This is a genomic window from Paraclostridium bifermentans, assembly GCF_019916025.1.
In the GTDB taxonomy this organism is placed as follows: domain Bacteria; phylum Bacillota; class Clostridia; order Peptostreptococcales; family Peptostreptococcaceae; genus Paraclostridium; species Paraclostridium bifermentans.
This window is the reverse complement of record NZ_CP079737.1, coordinates 1,301,741-1,327,906: the sequence shown is the minus strand read 5'-3', so window position 1 is coordinate 1,327,906 and position 26,166 is coordinate 1,301,741. Positions and strand designations below refer to the sequence as shown.

Here is a 26,166-nt window from a genome sequence, read left to right as displayed (position 1 = left end):
TCTGGGGAGTTCTTTTTTATTTAACTTTTTCAGGTAAAATTATAACAAATTCGCTACCCTTTCCAACTTCACTTTTAACATATATAGTCCCACTATGTAGATCTATAATTTGTTTAGTAATTGTTAATCCTAAACCACTTCCTCCTTTGACCTCTGAATTAGCATCCACAACTTGGTTAAATCTATTAAATATCGATTCATGGAATTTTTTTTCAATGCCAATTCCACTATCCTTTACACTTATCATTACTTTATCGTTTAAATCTTTTATTTTTATTTCTATCTTTCCACCTCTTGGTGTAAATTTAACTGCATTTCCAATTAAATTAACTATACATCTTTCAATTTCATACTTATCACATTCTATTATTTTCTCTTCAATTTCAGGGTCTATTATAAACTCAATACCTTTATTTTCTATGAAATCTCTTAGTCCTAAAACTGTTTCTTCAACAATATAAACTATATCATTGTTTTGTAATTGAACTATATACTGCCCATTTTGTAATTTAGTGCTATCTATTATATTGTTAATAAGATTTAAAAGTCGTTTTGAATTTTTATCTATAACATCCATGTAATGACTTATTTTTTCCTTACTTATTCCTTGTTGCTTTTTATTAAGCTCACTTATAAGTTGCCTTGTACTATTTATTACATTTAAAGGAGTTCTTAATTCATGAGATAAATTTACAAAATAATTATTTTTATTTTTTTCTAATATAATAACTTTATTCAAAAGATTATTATTTTTTTCCATTTCATTTTTTAGTTGATAAGTTCTTTTTTCTACAAGTCTATCTAATTTTTTCATTCTATTTATACTCATATAAATTACTATTATTATTATTACCGCATATATAGCTAAAGCTATATTACTTATCCAACAAGGTTTTCTTATTATAAAGTTAATACTACTTTGTTCACTAAAATTTCCATTGTCATTCCTAGCAACTACTTTTAATTTATAATTTCCAGGGTCTAAATCGCTAAATACAATAGTGTTATCATAAGTTATATTCCACTCACTATTTTTTCTAGAATATAGGTTTAATGGATTATTTTTATGTTCTAGTTTGTAATAATATTGAGTCTTTTTTACATCTTTATACGAAGTTAAAAAAAAGCTTATACTTATATTATTCTCATAACTAGCAAATTTTTTCCCACTTATATCTTTGTAATTTTTCCCATTTATATTAAATTCATCAAATTCAACATTCCCAACAAAGTTTGATTTTTTTATATCTTCAGGATAAAAGACATTTAATCCATTTATTCCACCAAAGAAAAACTCTCCCTTTTTATTTTCATAAGATGCATTGCTGTTAAACTCATTACTTTGCAATCCATCAGCAACTCCTAATGTCTGGAATTTGTCACTTTTTATATCTAATTTAGCTATTCCTAAGTTAGTGCTAACCCACGGATTATTTTTTTTATCAAACAAAATTCCATACACAGTATTATTGGGTAACCCCTCTTTAGTTGTGTAAACTTTAAAAGTTTTATCTTTAGGATTGAATTTATTTAACCCATATCTAGTTCCTATCCATATATTACCATGCAAATCTTCTTTTATATCTTTTATACTATTACTACTTATATTGCCACCTTTACTATTATCTACTTTATAAACTTCATGTTCATGTGTATCTAAATTTAATCTTATAAGTCCTCCTTGTAAAAAAAGTCCTATATAAATGTACCCATTTTCATCTTCATATATGGAAGATACATATGTATCATTTTTATTAATTTTTTTCAGTACGTAAGTATAATCTTTAATGGTATTATCATTCGTATTCAATACGCTGATCCCATCAATGGTTCCTATCCATAAATACCCACGTTTATCTAAAAATAATTCTTTAATATTATTGTTTGCAATATTATCTTCTTTAAAATATTTTTCAACTTTTTTTGTTTTTTTATTTAATACATTTAAACCATTGTCAGTTGCTATATATATATAATTTTCTTTTCCAGTTATATCATTTATAGAGTAGTCACTTAAAGTAAACTCATTGTGTTCTTTATCTATTCTTCTAACTATACTTTTTTCTCTATCTATTATATTAATTCCCTTTGAGTTTGTTCCTACCCATAAAAGATCTTCATTATCTTCATATATACCTTGTATCAAATTGTTATTTATAGAATTTTCATCGGATGGATTAGTTTTATAGTGCTGGATTTCATTATCTGGATCAAACATACTTATCCCTGCATATGTTCCTACCCATATTAATCCGCTTTTATCTTCAATTATACTAATTGCATCATTATCTATAAGACTAGTTTTATCATATATTTTATTTGTATATGTGGTAAAATTATTAACTTTATAATTGTATTTAGCTAGGCCTTGGTTCGTGCAAATCCATAGATTACCTCTACTGTCCTTCATAATGTCATTTACACGATTTCCTGGTAATGAATTTTTATTATCTGAATTATTTTTATATCTAGTAACTTCATCATTTTTTAGATTGATTTTAATTAATCCTGAATTACTTGTCCCTATCCATATATTTTCATTTTCATAATAAAGTTTATTTATACTACTTTCGCTTACAGAATTTTTACCGTTATTTTCATAAAACTTAACTCTATTTTTCAGATTTTTATCATATTTATCTATGCCACTATCTGTTCCTATCCATATATTCCCTTTTTCATCCTCAGTTAATGAATTTATAACTTGATTCGTTAACTGATTTTTATTACTTAGCACTCTTTCAAATTTATCATTTTCTTTATCATATAAATTTAATCCATTTGATGTTGCAACTATAATGCTATTATCTTTAGTTACTAAAACATTTCGGATATTATAATGTGATAAATTACCATTATCATTTCCATCTAAATAATTACTTATATTTCCATTTTTTAAATTTATTTTACTTAATCCATTAGCTGTTCCTACCCATATATTTCCACTTCCATCTTCTGTAACATCTATAATAAAGTTATTGCTTATGCTGTTTTTGTATTTGTCATTATATGAGTATACTTTAAAATCATATCCATTATATCTATTGAGTCCATCATTAGTTCCTATCCACATGTATCCAGTTTTATCTTGATATAAAGTGTTTACAGAAGATTGAGACAGTCCATCCTCAATGGTTATATTTTTAAAGCTCATATCATTGTATGCATATGCTAAATCTAGATTAACACCAAAAAATATCATTATTAGAACAAATATAGTAAATTTTTTTATCAATTTATTTTTTTTCATATCAGTCCTCCATTCAATCTGTTCCATTTTTTCGCATAGGCACTATTATACTATATTTCGATTTTTATAACCATATTCGTACAATTATCAACACTTGTTTTACAACTAAAAAAAGCTATCTCTTTTATAAGATAGCCTTTTTATCAAAAATTATTATTCTATTATTATAGCACTTACAGGACATCCATCTTGAGCCTCTACCGCACTATCTTCTAATTCACTTTTTAATTCGTCTTTTATAGCTATTGCCAGTCCATCATCATCCATATCAAATACTTCTGGGCATATACCTGTACATGCTCCACACCCTATACATATATCTTTATCTACAAATGCTTTCATTTTTAATGTCCTCCAAATTTTTTAATATTAATTTGCTAGCATTTATTATTTACCCCAACAAATTTTTATTTAAACATATATTCTGATTTTTTTTAAAAATAAAATTTTTCTCAATAAATAAAATATACATATTTATTTGAACCAAAATTAATTGTGTTTCATAATATATTTTAGTACATTATGTACAAATGTGCTTTCAAGGAGGTAATTATGAGTAAAAAAATTTTTATAGATCCAGGCCATGGTGGTATTGATAGTGGTGCTGTAGGTATTAACAATTTACTTGAAAAAAATATAAATTTATCAGTAGCTAAAAAAGTTGAATCATTGTTAAAAAAGCAAAATCTTGAGGTAAAACTAAGTAGAACTGATGATTCTACACTTTCTTTAGATGGAAGAACTTCTGCTGCTAATAAGTGGAGTGCCGATTGCTATGTTTCAATACATTGTAATTCATTTAATAACTCAGCTAGCGGTGTTGAAACTTACAGTTATACTGATAAAACTAACGATTTAGCTAATTGTATACATGCGGAAATTCTAAAGACAAAAGCTTACACTAAAAATAGAGGTGTTAAAACTGCAAACTTCTATGTTTTAAGAAAAAGTAGTATGAGATCTTGTCTGATTGAACTTGCTTTCATAGATAATGAACTTGATGCTAAGCTCCTAAGAGAAGATCAAGATACATTTGCACTTGCAGTTGCTAAAGGAATATGTAAATATGTAGGTGTAGAATTTAAAACTGAAAATCCTGCTCCAAATACAAAACCTACTAATCCTCCAGTAGAAGATTCTAATGTCTTTTATAGAGTAGTTTGTGGTTCATTTAATAATAGAGTTTATGCAGAAGAGATGATTGAAAGTTTGAAAGCACATGGATATTCTGATATTTTCATAGATATTTTTAATAAAAAATAAAAATAAGGGTATCTTCTACAGATACCCTTTCCTATTTTATAAACTCTATATCAATAGGCATTTTTATAACTATTTCTTTTTTATCATTCCAAGTTTTATAATCTTTTATAATATCGCCTTTTATTTCTCTATATACAGGCCTTACCTTTACATAACCTTCATTATATTTACTTTCAATATCTTTATTGTTTATGTTTATCCCTTTAAATATATTAGTTTTTATTTCATAATTTATAGCATCTTGTTCGTCTTTGTTTAAGTTAACATTATAAATTGTCTCATAATTTAAATTTGTATTTAACTCTTCATAACTTCCTTTTATTATTTTATCATCTGTTTTTTGAAAGTACAAATCATAATAATTAAGTGCTTTTGCACTTCCTGTAAATAAATACACAATAGTTATAGCTAAAGCAAATATATTTATTATTTTACGCACAATTTCACCTCTATAATTTCAATATTTAATGTTATTGTGCTTCTTTTCTTATTTAATTATTTATTTTTTTTGATTATTTTACAGTTATCATCTAAAATTTTGATTACTATAAAGTCAGCAATTTCTAAAATAATTAATATGAAAAATAGTTTTTGATTATTTATAAGCGTTAATATGTACAGTATAGGTGTTGTTATTATAGTAAATATACCTAATTTAGTTAAACTTTCAGACTTCTTATCTTTATATGAAGTTAAGAGTTTATCAAACAATTCATCTATATCTATGTTTTTTGCAATTATTGATAAGTTTATAATTCTATCTATTATAACTACTATCCAAAAAAATTTATTCGCATAATCATACATTAAAGTATAAGCAGGTATATATAAAACCTCTCTCCATAAAATTAATCTCAATAAAATTTCCTCAACTTTGTTGCTCATCATATTATGCTCCTTTTTGATTTTCATAGTTTATATTATATTACAACTATATATACTAATTCAAATTTATTTACCTTTAATTAATACTTTTGAATTATGTTTAAATTAGTGTTATACTATAAATCTAATTTAAACATAATATATAAAAAAGGAGTAAAAAATGAATAAACCTCAAGATATTAATTTAGATTCTAATCTAGTTAAAGCCTTACAAATGCAAGGTATAAACAATTTAAATAAAATTCAATCACTAGTTTATGATGATATAAAAAATCATACAGATTTAATAATTCAATCAGAAACTGGAAGTGGAAAAACATTAGCTTATTTACTTCCTCTATTTGAAAAGATAGATACTTCAAAAAGAGAAACTCAAGTTATAGTTTTAGCTCCAACTCATGAATTAGTTATGCAAATAGTAGATCAAGTCAAATTACTTGCTACAAACTCAACTATAGAAGTAACTACACTACCTCTAATAGGCGAAGTTAATATCCAAAAACAGATAAAAAACATAAAAAGTACAAAACCTCATATAGTAGTTGGTACTACAGGTAGAATTCTTGATTTAGTAAAACAAAAGAAATTAAAAGTTCATAATGTAAAAACAATCGTTTTAGATGAAGTAGATAGTCTTCTTTCATCAAAAAATGTAAATACAGTTAAAGATATAATAAAATGCACGCTTAGAGATAGACAATTATTAGCATTTTCTGCTAGTGCTAATGATAAGTGCATAAAAATATTAAGTGAAATAATGAAAGAACCTAAAGTAATAAAAACTGAACCTAAAGTAAGTGCTAATAAAAATATAAATCATATGTATTTATCTTGTGATAAAAGAGATAAATTCAAATATCTTAGAAAGTCTTTAGCTGCTCTTAACCCAAAAAAATCTATAGTATTTGTAAATGACGAAGAAAGCATAGAGATAATAAACGATAAGCTAAACTTCCATAACAGAAATTCTGTATGTATATACGGTAGCATGAGTAAAGAAGATAGAAAAAATGCTTTATACAAATTCAGAACAGGAAAAGCTAAAGTATTAGTTTCTTCTGATTTATCAGCTAGAGGACTTGATATTAAAGATGTAACACATGTCTTTAACTTAGATTTCCCTGTTAGTAACAATGAATATATACATAGAAGTGGTAGAACTGGTAGAGGAAACAATACAGGTGATACAGTTTCTATAGTTACTAACAATGAATTAGCTGCTATACGTATTTTATCAAAAGAATTTAACCTAAATATAACACATAAAGATTTATATGAAGGAAAATTAATAGACTATAAAAAATAAACCCTCATTTCTGAGGGTTTTTTTATTTATTCTTTTTCATGTATTGATATGCCTTTAAAGTTCCCATTTTTGAGTGATCAAATGTTAATCCACCTTGGAAATAAACGTTATATGGAGGCTTTATAGGTGCATCTGCACTTAATTCTATAGATGAACCTTGAATAAATGCTCCTGCAGCCATTATAACTTCACTATCATATCCTGGCATTGCCCACGGCTCTGGTTTAACAAATGAATCAACTGGAGCTGCTGCTTGAACACCTTGACAGAAAGCTATAACCTCATCTGCACTATTTAATCTTACACATTGTATAATATCACTTCTTAGATCATCATACTTTGGTAGGACATCATAACCTAATTTTTCAAACATTCTAGAACAGAATATAGCTCCCATTAAAGCTTGTGAAACTACATATGGAGCCATAAAGAACCCTTGTAAAACAGTTCTACTCGTACCAAATGTAAGTCCACACTCTTTTCCTATACCAGGAGATGTAAGTCTATATGATATAAGTTCTACTAATTCTTTTTTACCAACTATATATCCTCCAGTTAAAGCAAGTCCTCCACCTGGATTTTTTATAAGTGATCCTGCCATTATATCTGCACCTACATCTGTAGGCTCTTTAGTCTCTATAAATTCACCATAGCAATTATCTACCATTACTATAACTTCTGGTTTAACACTTTTTACAGTTTCTATAACTTCTTTTATATCTTCTATAGTTAAAGATTTTCTCCATGAATATCCTTTTGATCTTTGGATCATAACAAGTTTTGTTTTATCATTAATTTTTTCTTTTATTCCTTCAAGGTCAACTTCTCCATTTTCTAAAAAGTCTACTTGATTATATGTAACTCCAAATTCCTTTAAAGATCCTTTTTCTTCTCTAATACCAATTACACCCTCTAGTGTATCGTATGGTTTTCCAGTTACAGATAATATTTCATCTCCTGGTCTTACTATACCTTGTACACAAAGTGTTAATGCATGAGTTCCATTAACAATAATAGGTCTTACTATAGCATCTTCTGCATTGAAAACTTTTGAATATATTTCTTCAATTTTTTCACGACCTATATCGTTATATCCGTATCCAGTCGTCCAGTTAAAGTGATTATCACTTAAATTAGACTCTTGCATAGCTTTTAAAACTTTATATTGATTATATTCTCTTGTTTCTTTTATTTCTTCAAATCTACTTTTAATATCTTCCATAACTTCATTTGATAGGTTGAATATTTCATCGTCTAAACCATAGAAGTTTTTTAATAATTCTTTTGTTTCATTAAGCATTTTATCACCTGTCTTTATTAAGATTAAATTAACATCTGAATTTTATCATATATACTATATTATCGCAAGTTTACCAATTTTTCCTTATTATCACTTACTTTGTTTTAAATTAGACTTTTTTAAAATCCAAGCAGTCAATTGCGTAAAATAAGACCTATATAATAGGCCTTATTTTACAAACTTATTTACAAAGTTTATCATCATCACTTTAAATATACCACTGTAATCAACTACTTGAGCTATTTTCTGATTATTAGCTGCCTCATCGTTAAAGTTTGCTATCTTAAAACAAAGCTCACCGTTAGTTTTTTCTATTATATATCCAAAGTCTCTAATTTGAGAAATTTCCAAATCTCCCATATCACAATCTAATTCTGTTATAGTTTCTCCATTTGCACATAATATACCTTGAGAATACGAACTTGAATCTACTCCAAATATAACATATAGACTATTATTTGCTAATGTATTTAATATATCTTCTTTATTAAGATTCTCTTTATTTAATGTTTGTTTTTCCTCTTTTACAAAAAGTCTATCTGTAAGTGAGCTTTTTCTCATTATAGATGGTATATATTCTTTATCTATAGCTTCATCTAAAGACTCCCTTGTTGTTTTTATGAAATTCTCTATATCAAAGTTTTTTTCATTTATTTTTAAAATATTTAAATTTTCTATGTTTTCTGTTGGTATATACTTTACCACATTTTGAAATACATCATATATATCACAAATCTCATAACCTTTTTTTATATAATTTAGCTTTATTTCATATTCCTTATCAAAATCATTTAATAAATTATTTAATTCATCTTTAGTTTCACTATCTTTTATACTACTTACAAAAGGAATAATTTTATTTGGCTTCATTAAAAATGTTTCAAGTGGTTTTATAGTTTCATTTGCCTCAATTATATCAGCTTCTTCAAATGCTCTTTCTATACCATCCTCTAAAAACGCTACCTCAACTTCCATTTCATACTCATCTTTAGGTATGGTATTTGCTCCAACTGGGTACATTACTATTAATTTGCTTTTATCGTATACATATCCAAACGAATATGATATATCTAAACTATTGCTCATACTTATCGCTCCTAATCTTTTGTCTATATTTATTTTAATCTATAAAAGAAAGTACTTCTTCTATAGGCTTTCTACTTGGTCTTGGATGTTTTTTATCACTTGGTACCCCTAATGGAGTCATGCATACCAATTCAAATCCTTCTTTTTTAAATCCAATACAACTTTTTATTTCTTCTCTAGCAAAATTCGGTCCAGCCATCCAACATGTTCCATAACCTAATGCACTAGCTGCCAATAATATATTTTCCATAGCCGCGCCTATATTTTGTATTCCAGGATCTGAAAATAAAGCTTTTTTCTTTTCTTCTTTATTTGCACCGATTAAATTTAGTACATTATATTCACTATTTGGATAATCACTACCATATACTAGTATTAATATAGGTGCATTTTTAAATACTGTATAATATGGTAACATCTTTCTAAATGAATCTCTAGCTTCTTCATCACAAATTTTTGCTGATAAATCAAGTCCCTTTTTTTCAACAATGTTTGCAATTGCTTTTACTTTTTCTTTATCTGTTACTACTACAAAGTGCCAATTTTGAAGATTTTTTCCGGAAGGTGCATAAGTTCCTGCTTTAATTATTTCAATAATATCTTCTTTAGGAATTTCCTCTTCCTTATAACTTCTTATACTAACTCTATCATAAATAAAATCTAACCTTTTCATTATACCATCTCCCTTTATTTATTTAAATTAGTTTATTTTTAATATAATTATATAACTTATATACTTTGTGTGATTAAATATTTTTTAATTTTTCAAATAAAAAATTTTATGATCTTAAATATCCTTAATCTAATAGTCAATTAGTATAACAAAATAATTTATCTCTCAAAAAAGTACTTAATTTGTTATATGAAATTTTTGTAATTTCAATAACAAATTAAGTACTTTTTTATCTAAAATGGAAGCATAGCTTCATCCATATTAACTTTTTCACCTTCAAATATGTCAATTCCATTTACTTGTTTTTTACTATGTTCTAATAAAGTAACATTATAAGTAGTAATTTTAGTACTGTATCTTCTATTTTCTTCTTTATCTAAATATTCATCTATTCTAAGTTCTCCTTTTACAGATACTAAATTTCCTTTTTTAATTTTATTTGCACATATATCTGCAGCTTCTTTCCAAGCTTCAATTCTTATAAAATCTGTTTTTTGTCCCTTACTTTCTTTTTTTGATTTTCTATCAACAGCTAATGTAAAATTTGTGACAAGTATACTCTTTTCTCCTACATATTTAACCTCTGGATCTTTAGTTAATCTTCCAACTAATATAACACTATTCATTTTATTTTCCTCCTATCACTTCAATCGATTTATATTTCAATTATAGCCAAACATTTGTTCTTTATACATTTATTGTTATTTATTGCAAACCAATTATAGCTTGTATGATATAATCTAAACTATAACTAATTTGGAAGGTGATTTAATGAGTACTGATAGTAATTTTTTCTCAAAAATATTTAGATGTTTCGGTGGATTCAAAAAAGAATTTAAAAATGAAATGATAGAGGCTCCAGATGAACTTCCTATAGCCTATATTGATGTAGAAAATATAGGGGTGATTGAAGCTGAGCTTTATCCTCATATTGCTCCAAACACAGTAAATAATTTTATTTCTTTGGCAAACAATAATTTTTATGATAATTTAACTTTTCATAGGATCGTAAAAAATTTTGTTATTCAAGGTGGATGCCCTGAGGGATCAGGTATGGGTGGACCAGGTTATTCAATAGAAGGAGAATTTAATAAAAATAATTTTAGGAATGATTTAAAACATACAGAGGGTGTTTTATCTATGGCTAGAAGTCAATCTAAAAACAGTGGAGGTAGCCAATTTTTTATAATTACTAAATCTGCTCCTCATCTTAATGGAAAATATGCTGGTTTTGGTAAAGTAATAAATGGAATGGATTTAGTTTATAAAATAGAAGATTTAGGAAGTAAGGGTACATTATTTGTTATTAAATCTATAAAAATAGATACTAAAGGTGAAACTTACAATGAACCTATAAAATATAAATAAAAAGCTGCAAAAGCAGCTTTTTTAATTATGTTATAAAACTTCAACTTTTAAACTTTCTAAAACTTCATCCATAGTCTCTTTACAAACTCTTACCATTTTTTCCATATCATCTTTACTTATAACATATGGAGGGTTAAAGTAAATTACATTTCCTAGAGGTCTTAATAGCACACCTTTTTCAAGTGCTTTTTGATATATCTTATATCCAACTCTAATATCTGAATCAAATCCAAGTTTAAGATTTTTATCTTCAACTAATTCAATTGCATTTATAAGCCCTATAGAACGTATTTCCCCAACATTTTTATGTTCTTTAAAATTTTCATTTAAAAGATTTGTAAAATATTTTGCTTTTTCTTCATTCTCATATAATACATTTTCATCTTCGAATATATTTAAAACTTCATTTGCTATACTACATCCTATAGGATTTCCTGAATATGTGTGGCTATGCATAAATGCTTTATATGTATTGTAATCATCATAAAACGCATTGTATATACTATCTTTAGTAAGAACTAACGCCATAGGAACATATCCTGCTGTTAAACCTTTTGATAAACACATAAAATCAGGAGTTATATTTGCATGTTCACAAGCAAACATTTTTCCTGTACGCCCAAATCCAACAGCTATTTCATCTGCGATTAAATGTATATCATACTTATCACATAACTTTCTTAGTTTTTTTAAGTATATAGGTGAATAAATTTTCATACCTGCTGCACCTTGTAACATAGGTTCTACTATTATTGATGCAATTTCTTCATGGCTTTCTTTTACATAGTCTTCCATACTTTCAAAGCATTCAGCATCACAAGTTTTTCTTTCTTTATTGTATTTACATCTGTAACAATCTGGTCCATCTACTCTTTTAGTATCTAACATAATAGGCTTGTACACTTTGCTATATAAGTCTAAATCTCCAACAGAAAGAGCCCCTATAGTTTCTCCATGATATGCATCTGTTATAGCTACAAACTTTTGTTTTTTTGTTTTTCCAACTTGAGCATGGTATTGAAAACTCATTTTTAAAGCACATTCAACTGATGCCGATCCATTATCTGTAAAAAATACTTTATTCAGACCATTTGGTGCTAAGTTTATTATTCTTTCACAAAGTTCTATCGCTGGCTTATGTGTAAAATTCGCAAATATTACATGTTCTAATTTATTTATTTGATTATTTATAGCATTATTTATCCTTTTATTTGAGTGTCCAAATAAATTACACCACCAAGAGCTTATAGCGTCTATATATTCGTTCCCATTTATATCATATAAATATATTCCTTCACCCTTTTCTATAACTATTGGCTTAAAAGTTTCATAGTCTTTCATCTGAGAACATGGATGCCATATGTATTTTAAATCTTTCTCTACTAAATTCATTTCAATCCCCCAATATTATTCTAATATTTTATCTAAATCAATATTAATATCATCACTTTCATTTTGATACTTAGGAATAAAGGCGACTATATTGATATTAGTAAGTTTTTCTATAACTTTCGCATTATCAACATGAACTATATTGTTTTTATCATACTCATTTAATATAATCCCTCTTATCTTTATATTTTTTTCTTCAAGGTATTTAACTGTTAATACAGTATGATTTATCGTACCTACAGATGATCTTGCAACAACTAATACCTCAAAGCCTAGTAAATTTATTATATCTTCTAATAATATACATTCATTATCATCAATTTTTATGGGGCAAACTATACCTCCACTTCCTTCTGCTAATATAAACTCATACTTATTTGATAAATTCTCAAAATCATATTTTATTTTTTCTAGTTTAATTTCTTTATCTTCAATAACTGATGCTAAGTGTGGTGAAACTGCTGTTTTAAAAGTGTAGGATACCATTTCATCATAATTCGAATCAATACCTGAAATATCACATACATACTTTGCATCTCCAGGAATTAATTTATTTTCTATTTCATCTGCACCACTTAAAACGGCTTTAAAATATGTAGCATTTATATTACTTTTTACTAAGCTTTTCATTATCATGGCGCTTATATAAGTTTTTCCAACATCTGTGTCTGTACCTGTAATAAATATACCTTTACTATTCATCAAATCCCCCCTTATAATTTAAATCCTAAAGATTTAATCATTTTGATATCATTTGAAATTGTATTTCCACATGTAGTTAGTAAATCTCCTGTTATAGTTGCATTTGCACCACCTTCAAATGCAATACGTCCAAAGTCTGTTAATAAATTTCTTCCTCCTGCTAACCTTATGTAGCTTTTAGGGTTTATAAATCTAAAAATAGCTAATGATTTTAAAAACTCATCTTCTGTTATAGGATTTTCTATATTTATACTTGTTCCTTCAATATAATTTAAAACATTTAATGGAATTGATTTTATATTTAAATTTCTTAATTCAAAGGCCATCTCTATCCTATCTAGTTCACTTTCTCCAAGTCCAAAAATCCCTCCACTACATACTTCAATCCCCACTCTTTGTGCATCCTTTATAGTGTTTATTTTTTCATCATATGTATGAGTTGTACAAATTTTTTCAAAATATCGTCTCGAAGTCTCTAGGTTATTATGGTATCTTTTTACTCCTGATTTTTTTAGTTTACTCAAAGCATTCTGATCTAATAGCCCATGTGATGCACATGTTTCAATACCAACCTCATCAACTATACACTTATATACTTCACAAATTTTATCAATTTCTTTTTCACTTAAATTTTTACCTGATGTAACAATTGAATATCTTTTAACTCCTTTTTTCTTGTGATATATTGCATCATTTTTAAAATTATCTTTACTTAGTAAAGGATATATTTCTATATTAGTTTCATGATTAGATGATTGTGAACAAAACTTGCAATCTTCACTGCATTTTCCGCTTTTGCCATTAACTATAGAGCAAATATCAAATTCATTTTTTAAATAGAAATTTCTAATTTCATTTGCATACTTAAGCAAATCTTTAGTTTCATATTTCAAAAGTTCTATAGCTTCTTCTTTGCTTATTTCGTATCCATTTTTTATATCTTTACAAATTTTGTGTATCATTTTGAAATCTCCTTGAAATACTCAATTTTACTTAAATTGTAATTCTTAATTTATTTTTAGTCAACCATTTTATATTATTAAGTTGACATTTCATTTGTAAGTTTATTTCAAAAACATAAAAAAAGCCGCAAAAGCGACTTATATGTATATACAATTTATTATTATTCTTTTTTAAAATATTCATACCATATATTGACTATTTCTGAAGTTTTTAAGCACTCCAACTTTTTTCTATTTATTGGATGTCTCCTAATATTTACAGAATGTAAATCTCTTATTAATTGGCTTTTCATAAATTTTCCCCCTTTGTTATAATATAAATCTATATTAAAATATATTGTCCATATATAAAAAAAATTCCTAAAATTTATATTAAATAAAAAAACTCCACTTATAATAAAGTGGAGCCCAAAATTTATATTATGCACCCTTAACAATATCAGCTATAAATCTATCAAAATTTCTTCTTTGGCTATGCTGATTTCCAGGGTAAATTTCATTTGAAGCTACAGTACTATTTAAAACCTGTGGAGTTAAATAATACATTTCATAATATGAACCCTTTTCATATAAATATCTTAATATTTTCCCAGTTTCAAGTAAAGCTTCATAATGCTTTCCATTAGAGAATCCTCTTATTCTTGATTTTGGTACATAGTCATCTTGAAAAAATAGAGACTTAGCTAGCCAACCTTCTTTGCCAATTCCTCTTTTTGTCGATGCTGTTAAAGCCGAATTAATAAAATCTGTAAATTCTGTAAATGGACCAGTATGAGTTTTTATACCTACTATAGGATACCATAAACCTTTCATTTTACCATTATTTGTTCCTGATGATCTATAAAAAGGTAATGTTACTCTTTCTGTTTCACCATTATATTGTATATCTACATCTATTAATCCAATCATTCTAAAGGGTTCAATATTATAAATGTTAGCCCTAAAACTTTTATTGTGTATTTTTACTATCTCTATTGAACTAATTGACATATAAACCACCTTAAATTAATTAGTGTTTCTTAATTTTAAATTTTCTAAGTCTCTCCTTATTTCTTCAATGCTTTTATATGGTTCTTTAATTGACATAAGTTTTTTAAGAAAAATAGATTCATCTTTAGTAAGGTCTAGTTCATCGTACCATGGTCTCTCTATATAATCTACTGGCTCATAAGTTGTGTAATACAAGTGAATTAAAAAATCGCCTAAGAACCAATAATCTATTTCTTTTTTATATCTTTTTGAATCCATATATCTAGCTAATCCAAAATCAATTAATGCAAGGTTTCCATCTTGTTTTAATATAACATTTGGTAATCTAATGTCTCGATGAACTATTTTGTTTTCATGAAGTATTTCAATTATATCTAAAAGTTGTCCTCCTACTTTGTAAATATCTTCCCTAGTAAAAATACAACTATCTCTTACCAAAATATCCTCAAATACAGGCCCTTGTATATACTCTAATATATATCCTTCCCTATCTTCATCCTTAAATTTACATATAAACTTAGGAAATGCTGGATTATTTATTTTTCTCAATATTTCTTCCTCATAGAAAAGTTTTGACCTGCTTTTTTCAATCATTTCATTTTTGAGTTGTTTAATTACACATTTTTCAAAATCTTTATTTTCACCCAAATAAACAATCCCATATCGCCCTTGCCCTATTAAATTTATTATCGTGTATCCATTAATTACTTCATTTTTTTTATAATGCTTGTCCATATCATCTATAAATTTCAATTATCTTGAATAGCTATATGATTTACTATATGAGTTGCTGTATGAATTACTATTTGAGTTACTATATGAACTATATGAGTTACTGTTTGAATTGCTGTATGAGTTACTATATGAGCTATATGAGTTACTGTTTGAATTACTATTTGAGTTACTATATGAGCTATATGAGTTACTATTTGAATTGCTATTTGAGTTACCTTTTTTGTAATATCTACTACCATTATCAGAGTTTGATCTTAAAAAGTCCATAAATTACACCTCTATAATATATATTATCTAAATTTTTAGTATTTAGATAATATATATTATGATAATTTTCGGTTTTGTGTGACATATTTTGTGTTTTATAATAGTTAATTTATATATTAACAAATAAAAAAAGAACCTTTTCATAGGTTCTTTATTTTCAATATTATTTAGCTATTTCAACTCTGTTAGCTTCTCCAACTTTAACAGGTCCTTCTACAACTTTAATAGATTCATTAGAGTCTAAGTTTGTAAATATAACTGGACTTATTGATGACTTAGCATTAGCTTCTATAAATGGTAAATCCATTTTAACTAATTTATCTCCAGCTTTAACTTCATCTCCTACATTTACAAATACTTCGAAGCCTTCTCCTTTTAAATTAACAGTATCTATACCTAAGTGTATAAGAACTTCTTTACCTTCTGTAGATTCTAATATTACAGCATGCTTAGTTTCAAATACTACACCTACTTTACCATCTACAGGGGATACTATTATTCCATCAGATGACTTCATTGCAAATCCATCACCCATCATCTTAGTTGAAAAAACCTCGTCTGGTACTTTAGTTATATCTAATAGTTCTCCATTTGTAGGTGATACTATTCCTTTAACTTGTTCTTCATTTTTTGATTTTTTAAATATATCAAATAAGCCCATTTTCTACACTCCTTAACATTAAATTACGTTTTCACAAACAATAAAATTAAATTCAATTTAATTACATATATTATTATATAATTATTTTTTTGTAGAATCAAGTTATTTTATTTATATTAGGATAACTTTTTCTCAATTTATTTTTTGCAATTATATAGATATATATTCATTATTTTGTTAAGCAAAATACTAAAACCCCTTCTTTATTTTAATTAAATCCAATACATTTTTGCAATTTTATTTATCTCTCATTCATTTATTTTTTACTTTAGATAACGTTTTTCTTTATTTTTCAAGTATTTTTCTTATTGATTTATTTCAAATTTCATTATATAATTTTAAAAAATGCATAATTTAATTTAGAAAATTTCTTTTTCAAGAATTCAATAAATTATTTTTATATTAGGAGGGATTTATTTGAGTATTTTAAATGATATAGTTTTATCATTAAATGACTTTTTATGGTCTTATGTTTTAATTGCTTTACTATTAGTTCTAGGAGTGTATTTTACTTTAAAAAGTAACTTTGTACAATTTAGATACTTTAAAGAAATGATTAAACTTTTAGGTGCCTCTAGCACTAACAAGAAAAAAGGGCAAATATCATCTTTTCAAGCCTTTTGTATAAGTACAGCTTCAAGAGTTGGTACTGGTAATATAGCCGGTATCGCTATAGCTATTACTTTAGGAGGTCCTGGTGCAGTATTTTGGATGTGGCTTGTAGCTTTAATAGGTGGTGCTTCTAGTTTTGTTGAGTCTACGCTTGCGCAAATATATAAAGTTAAAGATGGTGATGGGTTTAGAGGTGGTCCTGCATATTATATAGAAAAAGGACTTAACAACAAATTTATGAGTATTGTTTTCTCTGTACTTATAACAGTAAGTTTCGGTTTTGTATTTAATGCAATACAATCAAATACAGTTGCTCAAGCTTTCCAATCAGCTTTTGGTATTGATAAAGCTATAATGGGTATATTACTTGCTGTTTTAACAACTGTTGTAATATTTGGAGGAGTTCATAGAGTTGCAAAAATCTCAGAAGTTATAGTTCCTATATTTGCAGTTGCATATATTTTAGTAGCAATGGTTGTTATCTTACTAAATATACAAAAACTACCTGAGATATTTACACTTATAATGGAAAATGCATTTGGATTACAGGCTATAGCAGGTGGTGGGTTAGGAGCTACTATGCTTATGGGTATAAAAAGAGGTCTATTCTCTAATGAAGCTGGTATGGGTAGTGCTCCTAATGCAGCAGCTACTGCAACGACTTCTCACCCAGTTAGCCAAGGTTTAATACAAGCACTTGGTGTTTTCACAGATACTATAGTTATATGTAGTTGTACTGCATTTATAATATTAACTTGTGGTGATTATGCAACATCTAATTTATCAGGTATACAATTAACTCAATACGCATTATCATCACAAATAGGTTCTATAGGAAATTACTTTATAGCAGTTTGTATATTCTTATTCGCATTTAGTTCAATAGTTGGTAATTACTACTATGGTCAATCTAATATAGAATTTATAAGTGGTAGTAAAACTTTATTATCTACTTATAGAATAGCTGTTGTAGGTATGGTTATATTCGGTTCTTTAACTGCAGTGGATATAGTTTGGAACTTAGGAGATTTATTTATGGCATTAATGGCTATTATAAATCTATTTGCAATAGCTAAACTTAGCAAATTTGCATTCTTAGCACTTAAAGATTATACTAATCAAAAAAAATCTGGTATAAAAGAGCCTATATTTAAATCTTCATCAATAGATGGTTTAGTAGGTTGTGAATGTTGGCAAGACAACGACGACAGCAACGATAGCGATATAGAAACAGCATAATAAAAAGTGGATATCATATTGATATCCACTTTTTAAGTTTCTTTTACTATCCCTTTTCTATATGCTAGAAGTAATAATTTCAAATCATTTATACGCTCAACTATTTCTTTTCCTGCATCTGTATCTCTTATGTATTTTCTTTTTTTATTTCTTTCCACAATAGATGTAATTGATAATATATCACTTTCTTCAAATATAACTTGTTCTGTGTTAGTAAAATGTTGATGTGATACAAGTTGTAAGCTATATGAGTTATATATTAATGTATATCCTGCTATACCAGTTTTTTGCTGATAAGCTCTTGAAAATCCACCATCAATAGCTATTAATTTACCATTTGCTTTAATAGGACTCTCTCCTTTTTTACACTCAACAGGAACATGTCCATTTATAATATGAGAATCTTCACTATCAAGATCAAACTCTTTAAATATCATATTGCACATATTTTCAGTATCTCTCAATTTAAAGTATGAATTTTTATTTTCCCTATGTGTCTCTTTGTCTGATATAAAGTATCTTTCAAATGTAGCCATATCATCCTTTCCAAACAGCGGAGAAGCCTCCCCAGTCCACAAGTACCACATTATATCCATACCATACTCTTTTTGCTTATTTCCTTCTCTATAAAAATATCCTTCTCTTGCTAATGAATCAAACTTATCCATCAAATCTTTACCTCTATATGCATTCCCTTCTATGGTAAATGTTTTAAATGTACCATCTTCATTTAAAGGAATACATCCATGGAATAGTAAATTAGAATTACATTTTAAATATATACTTCCTTTTGAAAATAAAAAAGACGTATGTTTTTGAAGTTTTTCACTATTTACAAAAGATGACTTTAACTTCTCGATAACAACTTCTTCTTCTTTAGTTAATTTATAAGGATTTTTAGGATCTACTGTAGGAAAGTTATTATCTTTTATTTTATAATTTTTTCCTTTTATATTTATAGTTCCATTTTCATAGTTAATTTTATCTAATAAACATCTATGTTCCATTTTAAATTCTGGTCTTCTCTTTACAACCTCGTTTTCTAACTTAAATTGTATAATAGATATAGCTTTGTGCATCTTAGCTATTAATGATATTTCACTTGTATTGTATTCACCTTCTGATATTTTAGGTAAAAAGCATTCACAAGGATCATCTTTATACACATTTAAAGCAAATGTAGCTAAAGGCAATATATTTATCCCATATATATCTTCAATTATGTCTAAGTTAGCATATCTAGCTGAAATTCTAAGAGCATTAGCTATACAAACTTTTTGTCCTGCCGCAGCTCCCATCCATAAGATGTCATGATTTCCCCATTGAATATCCACACTATGGTAATCCATCAAAGTATCAATTATAGCATCGGGTCTAGGCCCTCTATCATATATATCACCTATTATATGTAATCTATCTACCACTAATCTTTGGATCAACTTAGATATTGCTATTATAAATTCTTTAGATCTATCTATATCAATTATAGTATTTATAATTTGTTGATAATATTTTTTCTTATGATCTATATTGCAATCTGTATTTAAAAGCTCTTCTATTATATATGCAAAATCTTTAGGAAGATATTTTCTTACCTTGTCTTTAGTGTATTTAGTTGATGCGTATCTACATAGTTCAACTATTCTATGAAGTGTAACTCTATACCAATCATTTATGTTTTTTTCTTCTTTTAATACTATCTCCAACTTTTGTTCTGGATAATATACTAGTGTAGCTAATGCCTTTTTTTCACTCTCCATAAGAGAATCTCCAAAAAGCTCTTCTATTTTTCTCTTCACTACTCCCGACCCATTTCTTAACACATGTACAAAAGGCTCACTTTCTCCATGAATATCTGATAAAAAGTGTTCAGTCCCTTTAGGTAAATTCAAAATCGATTCTAAATTAATTATTTCTGTTGAAGCTTGAGAAATCGTAGGATATTGTTTAGAAAGCAGATTTAAATATCTTATATTTTCTCTGCATACTTTTTCTGATATTTCTAAACTCATTTTATTCCCCCCTATCTTTTTTATTACATACTAATTATACCATAAGTACTATTTAAACATATAATACTAAAATTTTTGCTTTTTTAATTAATGAAATATTCAATTGTGTCATAATATATACTCAATATGTTATAAAAATTCAACTTAACTCTATTAATTTCATCTATTCATTAAAAAAGTAAGATGATTTCATCTTACTTTTTTAATATTTGAACATATTTCGTTTTAACTTGACTTACTATATCTCTAACTTCTTTTATATTAAACAGCAAACTTAATATCAAATATACTATAGCACCTACAGAACTAGTTATAATTAATGCTACAAGTACTAATTTTTTAGTTTCATGTGTAAAGTTTCCACCTAAAAACATAATTAATGTGTATAGTTCTTTACATATAATACCCATTATTATAGAGGCTACAATAGATTTCAATCCTGTGATTAGACTACTTTTAATTCCTAATTTGCCAACTTTTCGTCTTAAAGATATTATAAGAAGTAAAGCCCCTACTGTGGTTGCAATAGAAGTAGATAAAGCTAGGCCGCCTATTCCCATAACTCTCACCAATAATATAGAAAAAACTATATCAATAACAACTGCTACCATAGCATTTTTTACCGGTGTCTTTGTATCTTGCAAAGAATAAAATCCTCTAGAAACTATATCTCTTATCCCAAATGAAACCATACCCAAAGAATAACAAAGTAGTGCTGTAGATGTAAGCTGAGTATCTCTACTAGTAAATGATCCACCTTCAAATAATAACTGAACTATAGGTTTTGAAAATATAATCATGCCTACCATAATAGGAATCATAACTATCATCACAATATCTATACATCTTCCTAAACTACTTTTAAAAGCTCTCATATTTTTTTGACTTGCAAATTTAGAAAGTACAGGATACATTATTGTGGATATAGATATAACCAATACTCCTACAGCAAATATATTTAACTTATTTGCATAATTTAATGCTGTTATACTACCTGTATCTAAGCAAGATGCTAATGTTCTGTTTATAACACTATTTATTTGGTCTACATACGATCCTAAAAAAACAGGTAAAATCAAGTAAATTATACTTTTAACATTTTCATCTTTAACATCAACTATTAAACTATGTTTATATCCACATTTTTTTAAAAATGGTATTTGAAAAAGAAGCTGTGCTATATACGCAAATAAAGTTATCCACACCATTGTATATGAATTTGTCATACCTCCAATAATTATAGCTAATATACATATTATATTAAAAGGTATTGATAACACTCCTGATATATAAAACCTTCCATTGGCTAATAAATAAGAAGATACTAATCCATTTGCTGCTATAAATACGATAGATGGCATTAATATTTTTGAATACTCTACTGTTATTCTTAGTTCCTCTCCTTTAAATCCCATAGCAAATAATTTTACTATATATGGAGTAAATATACTTCCTAAAAATACAGTTATTAATCCCAAAATCACAACTATATTCAAAACATTGCTGGTAAATTTATTTACGCCTTCTTGCCCTTGTTCTTCTTTTATTTTAAAAAACATCGGTATGTAAGTAGTTCCTAATGATGAACTTATTCCTGTGAATAATACAACAGGTATGTTAAGAGCTGTTATATAAGCATCTGTTATAATACTGGCGCCAAAATTTTTAGCTAATATTATATCTCTGAAAAATCCTGTAACCTTAGATATTAGCGTTATAATCATCAAAATAACTGCTGATTTTTTAGTTTTTGACATATGTAAATTTCCTTCTTCCTTTTTCTTAACTATATAATAGAGGTTCCGCTCTACTCTATTAATTACATGTTTTTACTAACTTTATTTCCACAGCATGCACAGAAATTTGCATCTTCACTTATTTCACTTGAACAAAATTCACAAGTTTCAAATTCAACTTCTTCTTTTATTTTTTTACCGCATTGGCTACAAAACTTACTTTCATCATTTAAAATATTTCCACACTCACACTTAGTGCTATTTTTAAATTGAATTTTTTCAAGTTTTAAATTAGATTCATATATAATTTTATCAAGTTCAACCATATTATCAAATAAATTAATAAGTTCTTCATTAATTATATTTTCTTTTCTAACCATTTCATAAAGTTTGATACCTGCATCAATAAAAATTTTAGTTTTATCTTTTTTTGCTTTTTCTATCTCTTTATTTAATTTATTTTTTTCCTTTATTCTCTCTAACGATAATTTCTTGTTATTTATATTAGATTTTATACTATTCATATCTTTCTCCTATTCCTTATTCAACTTATATCCAATGTTTATTAATATATAACTATACACAAACGATATAATCAGCCCTATAATAGCGCTTGATCCTATATATGAATACATATCATAGTTTTGAGATTCTAATAAAGATAAACTCCCTCTAGTATCTATCTTACTTAAAAAAATAGAACTAGCTATTATCATAGAATATACTATACTAAAATATTTTATATATTTTTTATCATTTACTCTGCCCTTTAAATCATAACCAGATACAACTAATATAACTATGTTTAAAAGCATAATTGCATATATCAATAAAATCATGCTATTGTTTAAATATAGATTTATATCTCCAATATTAAATATAGATATAATAGAGTTTCCTAATCCCACCGGAATTAAGTTAATAAAATGTAGTATATATAAAGCAAGTTGTGGATATGTTATTATACCACTTAGTCCGCTTCCACTTAAAAATATTTTATTGAAAAACATTCCTAAAACTATTAATAGTAGTATTAATAAATATATAAATCCTACAGTCTTTAAAGCCCTATTAAAAACATTAAATTCTACTTTTTTATCTTTAGTCTTTGCATACAAAGCTATATATATAGGAAGAAAAGATATTATTATCCCATTTAAAACACTTCTTAAAAAGCTGTATTTAACAACTATGGACATAGTGTAATATTCCCCCATAGATAAATTGATAAATTGCTTTCCTAGTATAGAAATAACCCCTAGAATTAATCCATAAATAAAACTTAACATAAAAGCTTCTTTAATAATATCTTTGTCTTTTAAAAATTCTTTTTTTATAAAAAACAAACTAGAAACTAAAACTGTTATAAATGGTATTATTAAAATACTTATCAAACTCATACTTACACCTATATTGCCAAGTCCTATAACAGATGATGAAACAATCTTTAATGGAACTAAATTTAACGCTAAAATAATACTCGATATATTTAAAAATTTATTTACTTCTAACCCTGCAAAATTTATAAAAAGTTTTATCCATATAGATATTACAAATAGTACACAAATAGAAAATAATGGAGCTAAAATCCTTCTTTTAATTTCTAGATCATTTATCCACATTTTAAACTTTTCTTTTTTATTCAAATCTCCATCTAATAAATTATATATAGTTAAATTTTTTTCACTTTCACTTGTTAATATTAATTCATTCCCACATTCTTCACAATATAAACTTGAATTATTATAAACTTTACCACATTCATTACATACTTTTTCATAATTTAGTTTAATTGAATCAATTTCCAAATTAGATAAATCATGTCCATCTGTTTCACAATAATTTTTATGATTTGAAAAAGTTAAGTCATTATTTTCATTATTCATACTTTTCCTCCATATTTTAAATAGCCTTAAGACTATCTTAAGGCTATTAATCATAGTTATATTATATCAAAAGGATTTAAATTTACATCACTTTTTATAACATCTATGTCAAATTCAGTTTTTACATAATCAAACATTATATCTGAAAATACTTTTTCAGTATCAAAATGCCCACAGTCAATCACTTTCATTCCCATATCAAGAGTATCTTGAGCATCATGATATTTAATATCTCCAGTTATTAAAACATCACAACCTGATTTATATGCTTTTTTTACCATATCAGCACCTGAGCCTGTAACTATTGCAACTTTAGATACAACGCTATCTAATTCGCCTACTACTCTTAAGTGTTTTATATCTAGTTTTTCTTTAAGTATCATTCCTAAATCTTTAAATGTCATTTTGGATTTAAGTTTTCCGTACCTTCCAAGCCCTACAGCTTCCCCTTTATTTTCTAGCTTATATAAGTCATATGCAACTTCTTCATATGGATGTGATTTAATCATTTCACTTATAACTTTGTCTAATATTTTTTGAGGAACTATAGTTTCTATTTTAACTTCATGAACGCTTTCTAATGCGTTAGTCTCTCCAATATAAGGATTCGCTCCATCACAAGGCTTAAATCTACCTTCGCCTTCAGTAGTGAATGAGCAATCTTTATAGTTTCCTAAGTGTCCAGCTCCAGAATTTCCTAAAGCTATTCTTACATCATCTATATGTGTCTTTGGTACATAAACTGCTAGTTTGTATAGATTTTCACTGCTAGTTTTATCTAAAATTTTCACATTTTCAAGTTCTAACATTTCTACAAAATAATCATTCAATCCGTCAAAAGCTATATCAAAATTAGTATGCATAGAATATATTGATATATTATTTTTTATTAATTTATGTATTAATTTCCCTTTTAAATCTGAAGTGGTAACTTTTTGCATTTTAGAAAAAATAAAAGGATGATGAGTTATTATCATATTTATATCTTTATCTATGGCTTCATCTACAACTTTTTCATTAGCTTCTAAACAAACCATTACTCTTTTAACTTCCTGTTCATAATCTCCTACTATAAGGCCTACATTATCCCAATCATACGCTAAATTAAGAGGATATTTTTGTTCTATTTTTTTTATAAAACTTTTAAGTTTCATTTACAGCATCTCCTTAAGCTTTTCTATAACTTTAATAGTCTCATTTCTCTTATTTTCTATAGCTTCTCCACTTTTACCTTCTAGTTTTTTTATTATATTTTCATATGCAGATATTTTTTTATTTAAAAATTCAGCTAAAAGTTCATCCTTTTTTTCTATAAGTTTCTTTGAAACTTCATAATATATTTCATCTGTAACTTCTGTTTTTCTTCCAGTATATTTAGCTACTATTATTTCATATATTCTAAAGTCTTCTTTTACTAAAACTTCATCTATAACTTCAAATCCGTTATTATAAAGATATTTTCTAAGTTCAGCTTGTGCTTGCATTGGTTGTAATATAAGCTTTTCAGCATTTTGAGCAACACTTTTTTTCACTTCTAGTAGTTCCCCTATAAGTATACCACCCATACCTGCTATTATAATTTCATCTACTTCATTATCATTTAAAACTTCTATTCCTGACCCTAGTCTTAAATCAACTTTATCATCTAATTTATTATGTCTAACTTCTTTTTTTGCATTTTCTAAAGGCCCTTTATTCACATCTGCCAATATAGCAAAATCTATCTTTTTATTATTTAGAAGAAATACTGGTATATATCCATGATCCGTCCCAATATCTGCGATTTTTTTCCCTTCGTCTACAAGACTTGCTATTTTTAATAATCTATCTGTTAACTTCAA

General features: G+C 26.6%; 26 protein-coding genes. 4 read left to right on the top strand and 22 right to left on the bottom strand.

Annotated elements, in window-relative coordinates; all coding sequences use genetic code 11:
* Positions 1 to 16 precede the first annotated feature (16 nt).
* Positions 17 to 3,250: a ligand-binding sensor domain-containing protein gene (locus KXZ80_RS06345; RefSeq protein ID WP_021432615.1), complete on the bottom strand. Its 3,234-nt coding sequence runs from the start codon at positions 3,248 to 3,250 to the stop codon at positions 17 to 19.
* Between the two features lie 153 nt (positions 3,251 to 3,403).
* Entirely contained in the window at positions 3,404 to 3,592 is a 189-nt protein-coding gene (locus KXZ80_RS06340) for a ferredoxin (RefSeq protein ID WP_021432614.1), read from the bottom strand.
* 210 nt (positions 3,593 to 3,802) lie between these two features.
* Between KXZ80_RS06340 and KXZ80_RS06335 the strand changes: the two genes are divergently transcribed.
* Positions 3,803 to 4,513, top strand: coding sequence for an N-acetylmuramoyl-L-alanine amidase (locus KXZ80_RS06335; RefSeq protein ID WP_021432613.1), 711 nt, complete (start codon positions 3,803 to 3,805; stop codon positions 4,511 to 4,513).
* Between the two features lie 31 nt (positions 4,514 to 4,544).
* Here KXZ80_RS06335 and KXZ80_RS06330 read toward each other — a convergent pair whose 3' ends face one another.
* Complete coding sequence (locus tag KXZ80_RS06330; protein ID WP_021432612.1) at positions 4,545 to 4,952, bottom strand: hypothetical protein; 408 nt, start codon at positions 4,950 to 4,952, stop codon at positions 4,545 to 4,547.
* 56 nt (positions 4,953 to 5,008) lie between these two features.
* Positions 5,009 to 5,425 (bottom strand): hypothetical protein, encoded by a 417-nt coding sequence (locus tag KXZ80_RS06325; protein ID WP_223132727.1) that lies wholly within the window; start codon positions 5,423 to 5,425, stop codon positions 5,009 to 5,011.
* Between the two features lie 133 nt (positions 5,426 to 5,558).
* Here KXZ80_RS06325 and KXZ80_RS06320 point away from each other — a divergent pair, with 133 nt between their 5' ends.
* Positions 5,559 to 6,704, top strand: a complete 1,146-nt coding sequence (locus KXZ80_RS06320; RefSeq protein ID WP_021432610.1) for a DEAD/DEAH box helicase — start codon at positions 5,559 to 5,561, stop codon at positions 6,702 to 6,704.
* A gap of 22 nt (positions 6,705 to 6,726) precedes the next feature.
* Here KXZ80_RS06320 and KXZ80_RS06315 read toward each other — a convergent pair whose 3' ends face one another.
* The 4 genes from KXZ80_RS06315 to KXZ80_RS06300 form a co-directional block, all read right to left on the bottom strand.
* The gene (locus tag KXZ80_RS06315) at positions 6,727 to 8,004 is read right to left on the bottom strand and encodes a methionine gamma-lyase family protein (RefSeq protein ID WP_021432609.1); all 1,278 of its coding nucleotides are present in this window, start codon (positions 8,002 to 8,004) and stop codon (positions 6,727 to 6,729) included.
* Positions 8,005 to 8,172: 168 nt separating this feature from the next.
* Complete coding sequence (locus KXZ80_RS06310) at positions 8,173 to 9,090, bottom strand: hypothetical protein (protein ID WP_021432608.1); 918 nt, start codon at positions 9,088 to 9,090, stop codon at positions 8,173 to 8,175.
* A 34-nt stretch (positions 9,091 to 9,124) separates the two neighbouring features.
* On the bottom strand, positions 9,125 to 9,763 hold the full coding sequence (locus tag KXZ80_RS06305; RefSeq protein ID WP_021432607.1) for a nitroreductase family protein: 639 nt from the start codon (positions 9,761 to 9,763) through the stop codon (positions 9,125 to 9,127).
* Between the two features lie 233 nt (positions 9,764 to 9,996).
* Complete coding sequence (locus KXZ80_RS06300; protein WP_021432606.1) at positions 9,997 to 10,389, bottom strand: single-stranded DNA-binding protein; 393 nt, start codon at positions 10,387 to 10,389, stop codon at positions 9,997 to 9,999.
* A gap of 220 nt (positions 10,390 to 10,609) precedes the next feature.
* Between KXZ80_RS06300 and KXZ80_RS06295 the strand changes: the two genes are divergently transcribed.
* Positions 10,610 to 11,131 (top strand): peptidylprolyl isomerase, encoded by a 522-nt coding sequence (locus KXZ80_RS06295; RefSeq protein ID WP_052011354.1) that lies wholly within the window; start codon positions 10,610 to 10,612, stop codon positions 11,129 to 11,131.
* 30 nt (positions 11,132 to 11,161) lie between these two features.
* Here KXZ80_RS06295 and bioA read toward each other — a convergent pair whose 3' ends face one another.
* From bioA to KXZ80_RS06260, 8 genes are all read right to left on the bottom strand, one after another.
* Positions 11,162 to 12,523 (bottom strand): adenosylmethionine--8-amino-7-oxononanoate transaminase, encoded by a 1,362-nt coding sequence (gene bioA / locus KXZ80_RS06290; protein ID WP_021432604.1) that lies wholly within the window; start codon positions 12,521 to 12,523, stop codon positions 11,162 to 11,164.
* 15 nt (positions 12,524 to 12,538) lie between these two features.
* On the bottom strand, positions 12,539 to 13,225 hold the full coding sequence (bioD, locus tag KXZ80_RS06285; RefSeq protein ID WP_021432603.1) for a dethiobiotin synthase: 687 nt from the start codon (positions 13,223 to 13,225) through the stop codon (positions 12,539 to 12,541).
* A gap of 11 nt (positions 13,226 to 13,236) precedes the next feature.
* Positions 13,237 to 14,187: a biotin synthase BioB gene (gene bioB / locus KXZ80_RS06280; RefSeq protein WP_021432602.1), complete on the bottom strand. Its 951-nt coding sequence runs from the start codon at positions 14,185 to 14,187 to the stop codon at positions 13,237 to 13,239.
* A 161-nt stretch (positions 14,188 to 14,348) separates the two neighbouring features.
* Entirely contained in the window at positions 14,349 to 14,480 is a 132-nt protein-coding gene (locus KXZ80_RS17735) for a hypothetical protein (protein ID WP_021429037.1), read from the bottom strand.
* 127 nt (positions 14,481 to 14,607) lie between these two features.
* Positions 14,608 to 15,177 carry a hypothetical protein gene (locus KXZ80_RS06275; protein ID WP_021432601.1) on the bottom strand — a complete coding sequence of 190 codons (570 nt, stop codon included), beginning with the start codon at positions 15,175 to 15,177 and terminating at the stop codon, positions 14,608 to 14,610.
* 15 nt (positions 15,178 to 15,192) lie between these two features.
* A complete protein-coding gene (locus tag KXZ80_RS06270) occupies positions 15,193 to 15,930 on the bottom strand; it encodes a protein kinase domain-containing protein (RefSeq protein ID WP_226883766.1) in 738 nt (245 codons plus the stop codon).
* Positions 15,927 to 16,151 carry a hypothetical protein gene (locus KXZ80_RS06265; RefSeq protein WP_021432599.1) on the bottom strand — a complete coding sequence of 75 codons (225 nt, stop codon included), beginning with the start codon at positions 16,149 to 16,151 and terminating at the stop codon, positions 15,927 to 15,929. Before KXZ80_RS06265 ends, KXZ80_RS06270 begins: the two co-directional genes overlap by 4 nt.
* A 191-nt stretch (positions 16,152 to 16,342) precedes the next feature.
* The gene (locus KXZ80_RS06260; RefSeq protein ID WP_021428944.1) at positions 16,343 to 16,840 is read right to left on the bottom strand and encodes a PTS sugar transporter subunit IIA; all 498 of its coding nucleotides are present in this window, start codon (positions 16,838 to 16,840) and stop codon (positions 16,343 to 16,345) included.
* 393 nt (positions 16,841 to 17,233) lie between these two features.
* On the opposite strand from KXZ80_RS06260, the gene KXZ80_RS06255 reads away from it, so the two are divergent.
* Positions 17,234 to 18,691: an alanine/glycine:cation symporter family protein gene (locus tag KXZ80_RS06255; protein WP_408636700.1), complete on the top strand. Its 1,458-nt coding sequence runs from the start codon at positions 17,234 to 17,236 to the stop codon at positions 18,689 to 18,691.
* Between the two features lie 32 nt (positions 18,692 to 18,723).
* On the opposite strand, the gene KXZ80_RS06250 is transcribed toward KXZ80_RS06255, so the two are convergent.
* The 6 genes from KXZ80_RS06250 to KXZ80_RS06225 all read right to left on the bottom strand — a co-directional run bounded on the left by KXZ80_RS06250 (position 18,724) and on the right by KXZ80_RS06225 (position 26,166).
* Complete coding sequence (locus tag KXZ80_RS06250; RefSeq protein WP_021432597.1) at positions 18,724 to 20,703, bottom strand: fructose-bisphosphatase class III; 1,980 nt, start codon at positions 20,701 to 20,703, stop codon at positions 18,724 to 18,726.
* Positions 20,704 to 20,897: 194 nt separating this feature from the next.
* Positions 20,898 to 22,460 carry a murein biosynthesis integral membrane protein MurJ gene (gene murJ, locus KXZ80_RS06245; RefSeq protein ID WP_021432596.1) on the bottom strand — a complete coding sequence of 521 codons (1,563 nt, stop codon included), beginning with the start codon at positions 22,458 to 22,460 and terminating at the stop codon, positions 20,898 to 20,900.
* Positions 22,461 to 22,522: 62 nt separating this feature from the next.
* Entirely contained in the window at positions 22,523 to 22,963 is a 441-nt protein-coding gene (locus tag KXZ80_RS06240) for a zinc ribbon domain-containing protein (RefSeq protein ID WP_021432595.1), read from the bottom strand.
* A 9-nt stretch (positions 22,964 to 22,972) separates the two neighbouring features.
* Positions 22,973 to 24,325 (bottom strand): hypothetical protein, encoded by a 1,353-nt coding sequence (locus KXZ80_RS06235; RefSeq protein ID WP_021432594.1) that lies wholly within the window; start codon positions 24,323 to 24,325, stop codon positions 22,973 to 22,975.
* A gap of 56 nt (positions 24,326 to 24,381) precedes the next feature.
* Positions 24,382 to 25,479: a Nif3-like dinuclear metal center hexameric protein gene (locus tag KXZ80_RS06230; RefSeq protein WP_021432593.1), complete on the bottom strand. Its 1,098-nt coding sequence runs from the start codon at positions 25,477 to 25,479 to the stop codon at positions 24,382 to 24,384.
* A complete protein-coding gene (locus KXZ80_RS06225; RefSeq protein WP_021432592.1) occupies positions 25,480 to 26,166 on the bottom strand; it encodes a tRNA (adenine(22)-N(1))-methyltransferase in 687 nt (228 codons plus the stop codon). It lies immediately after the preceding gene.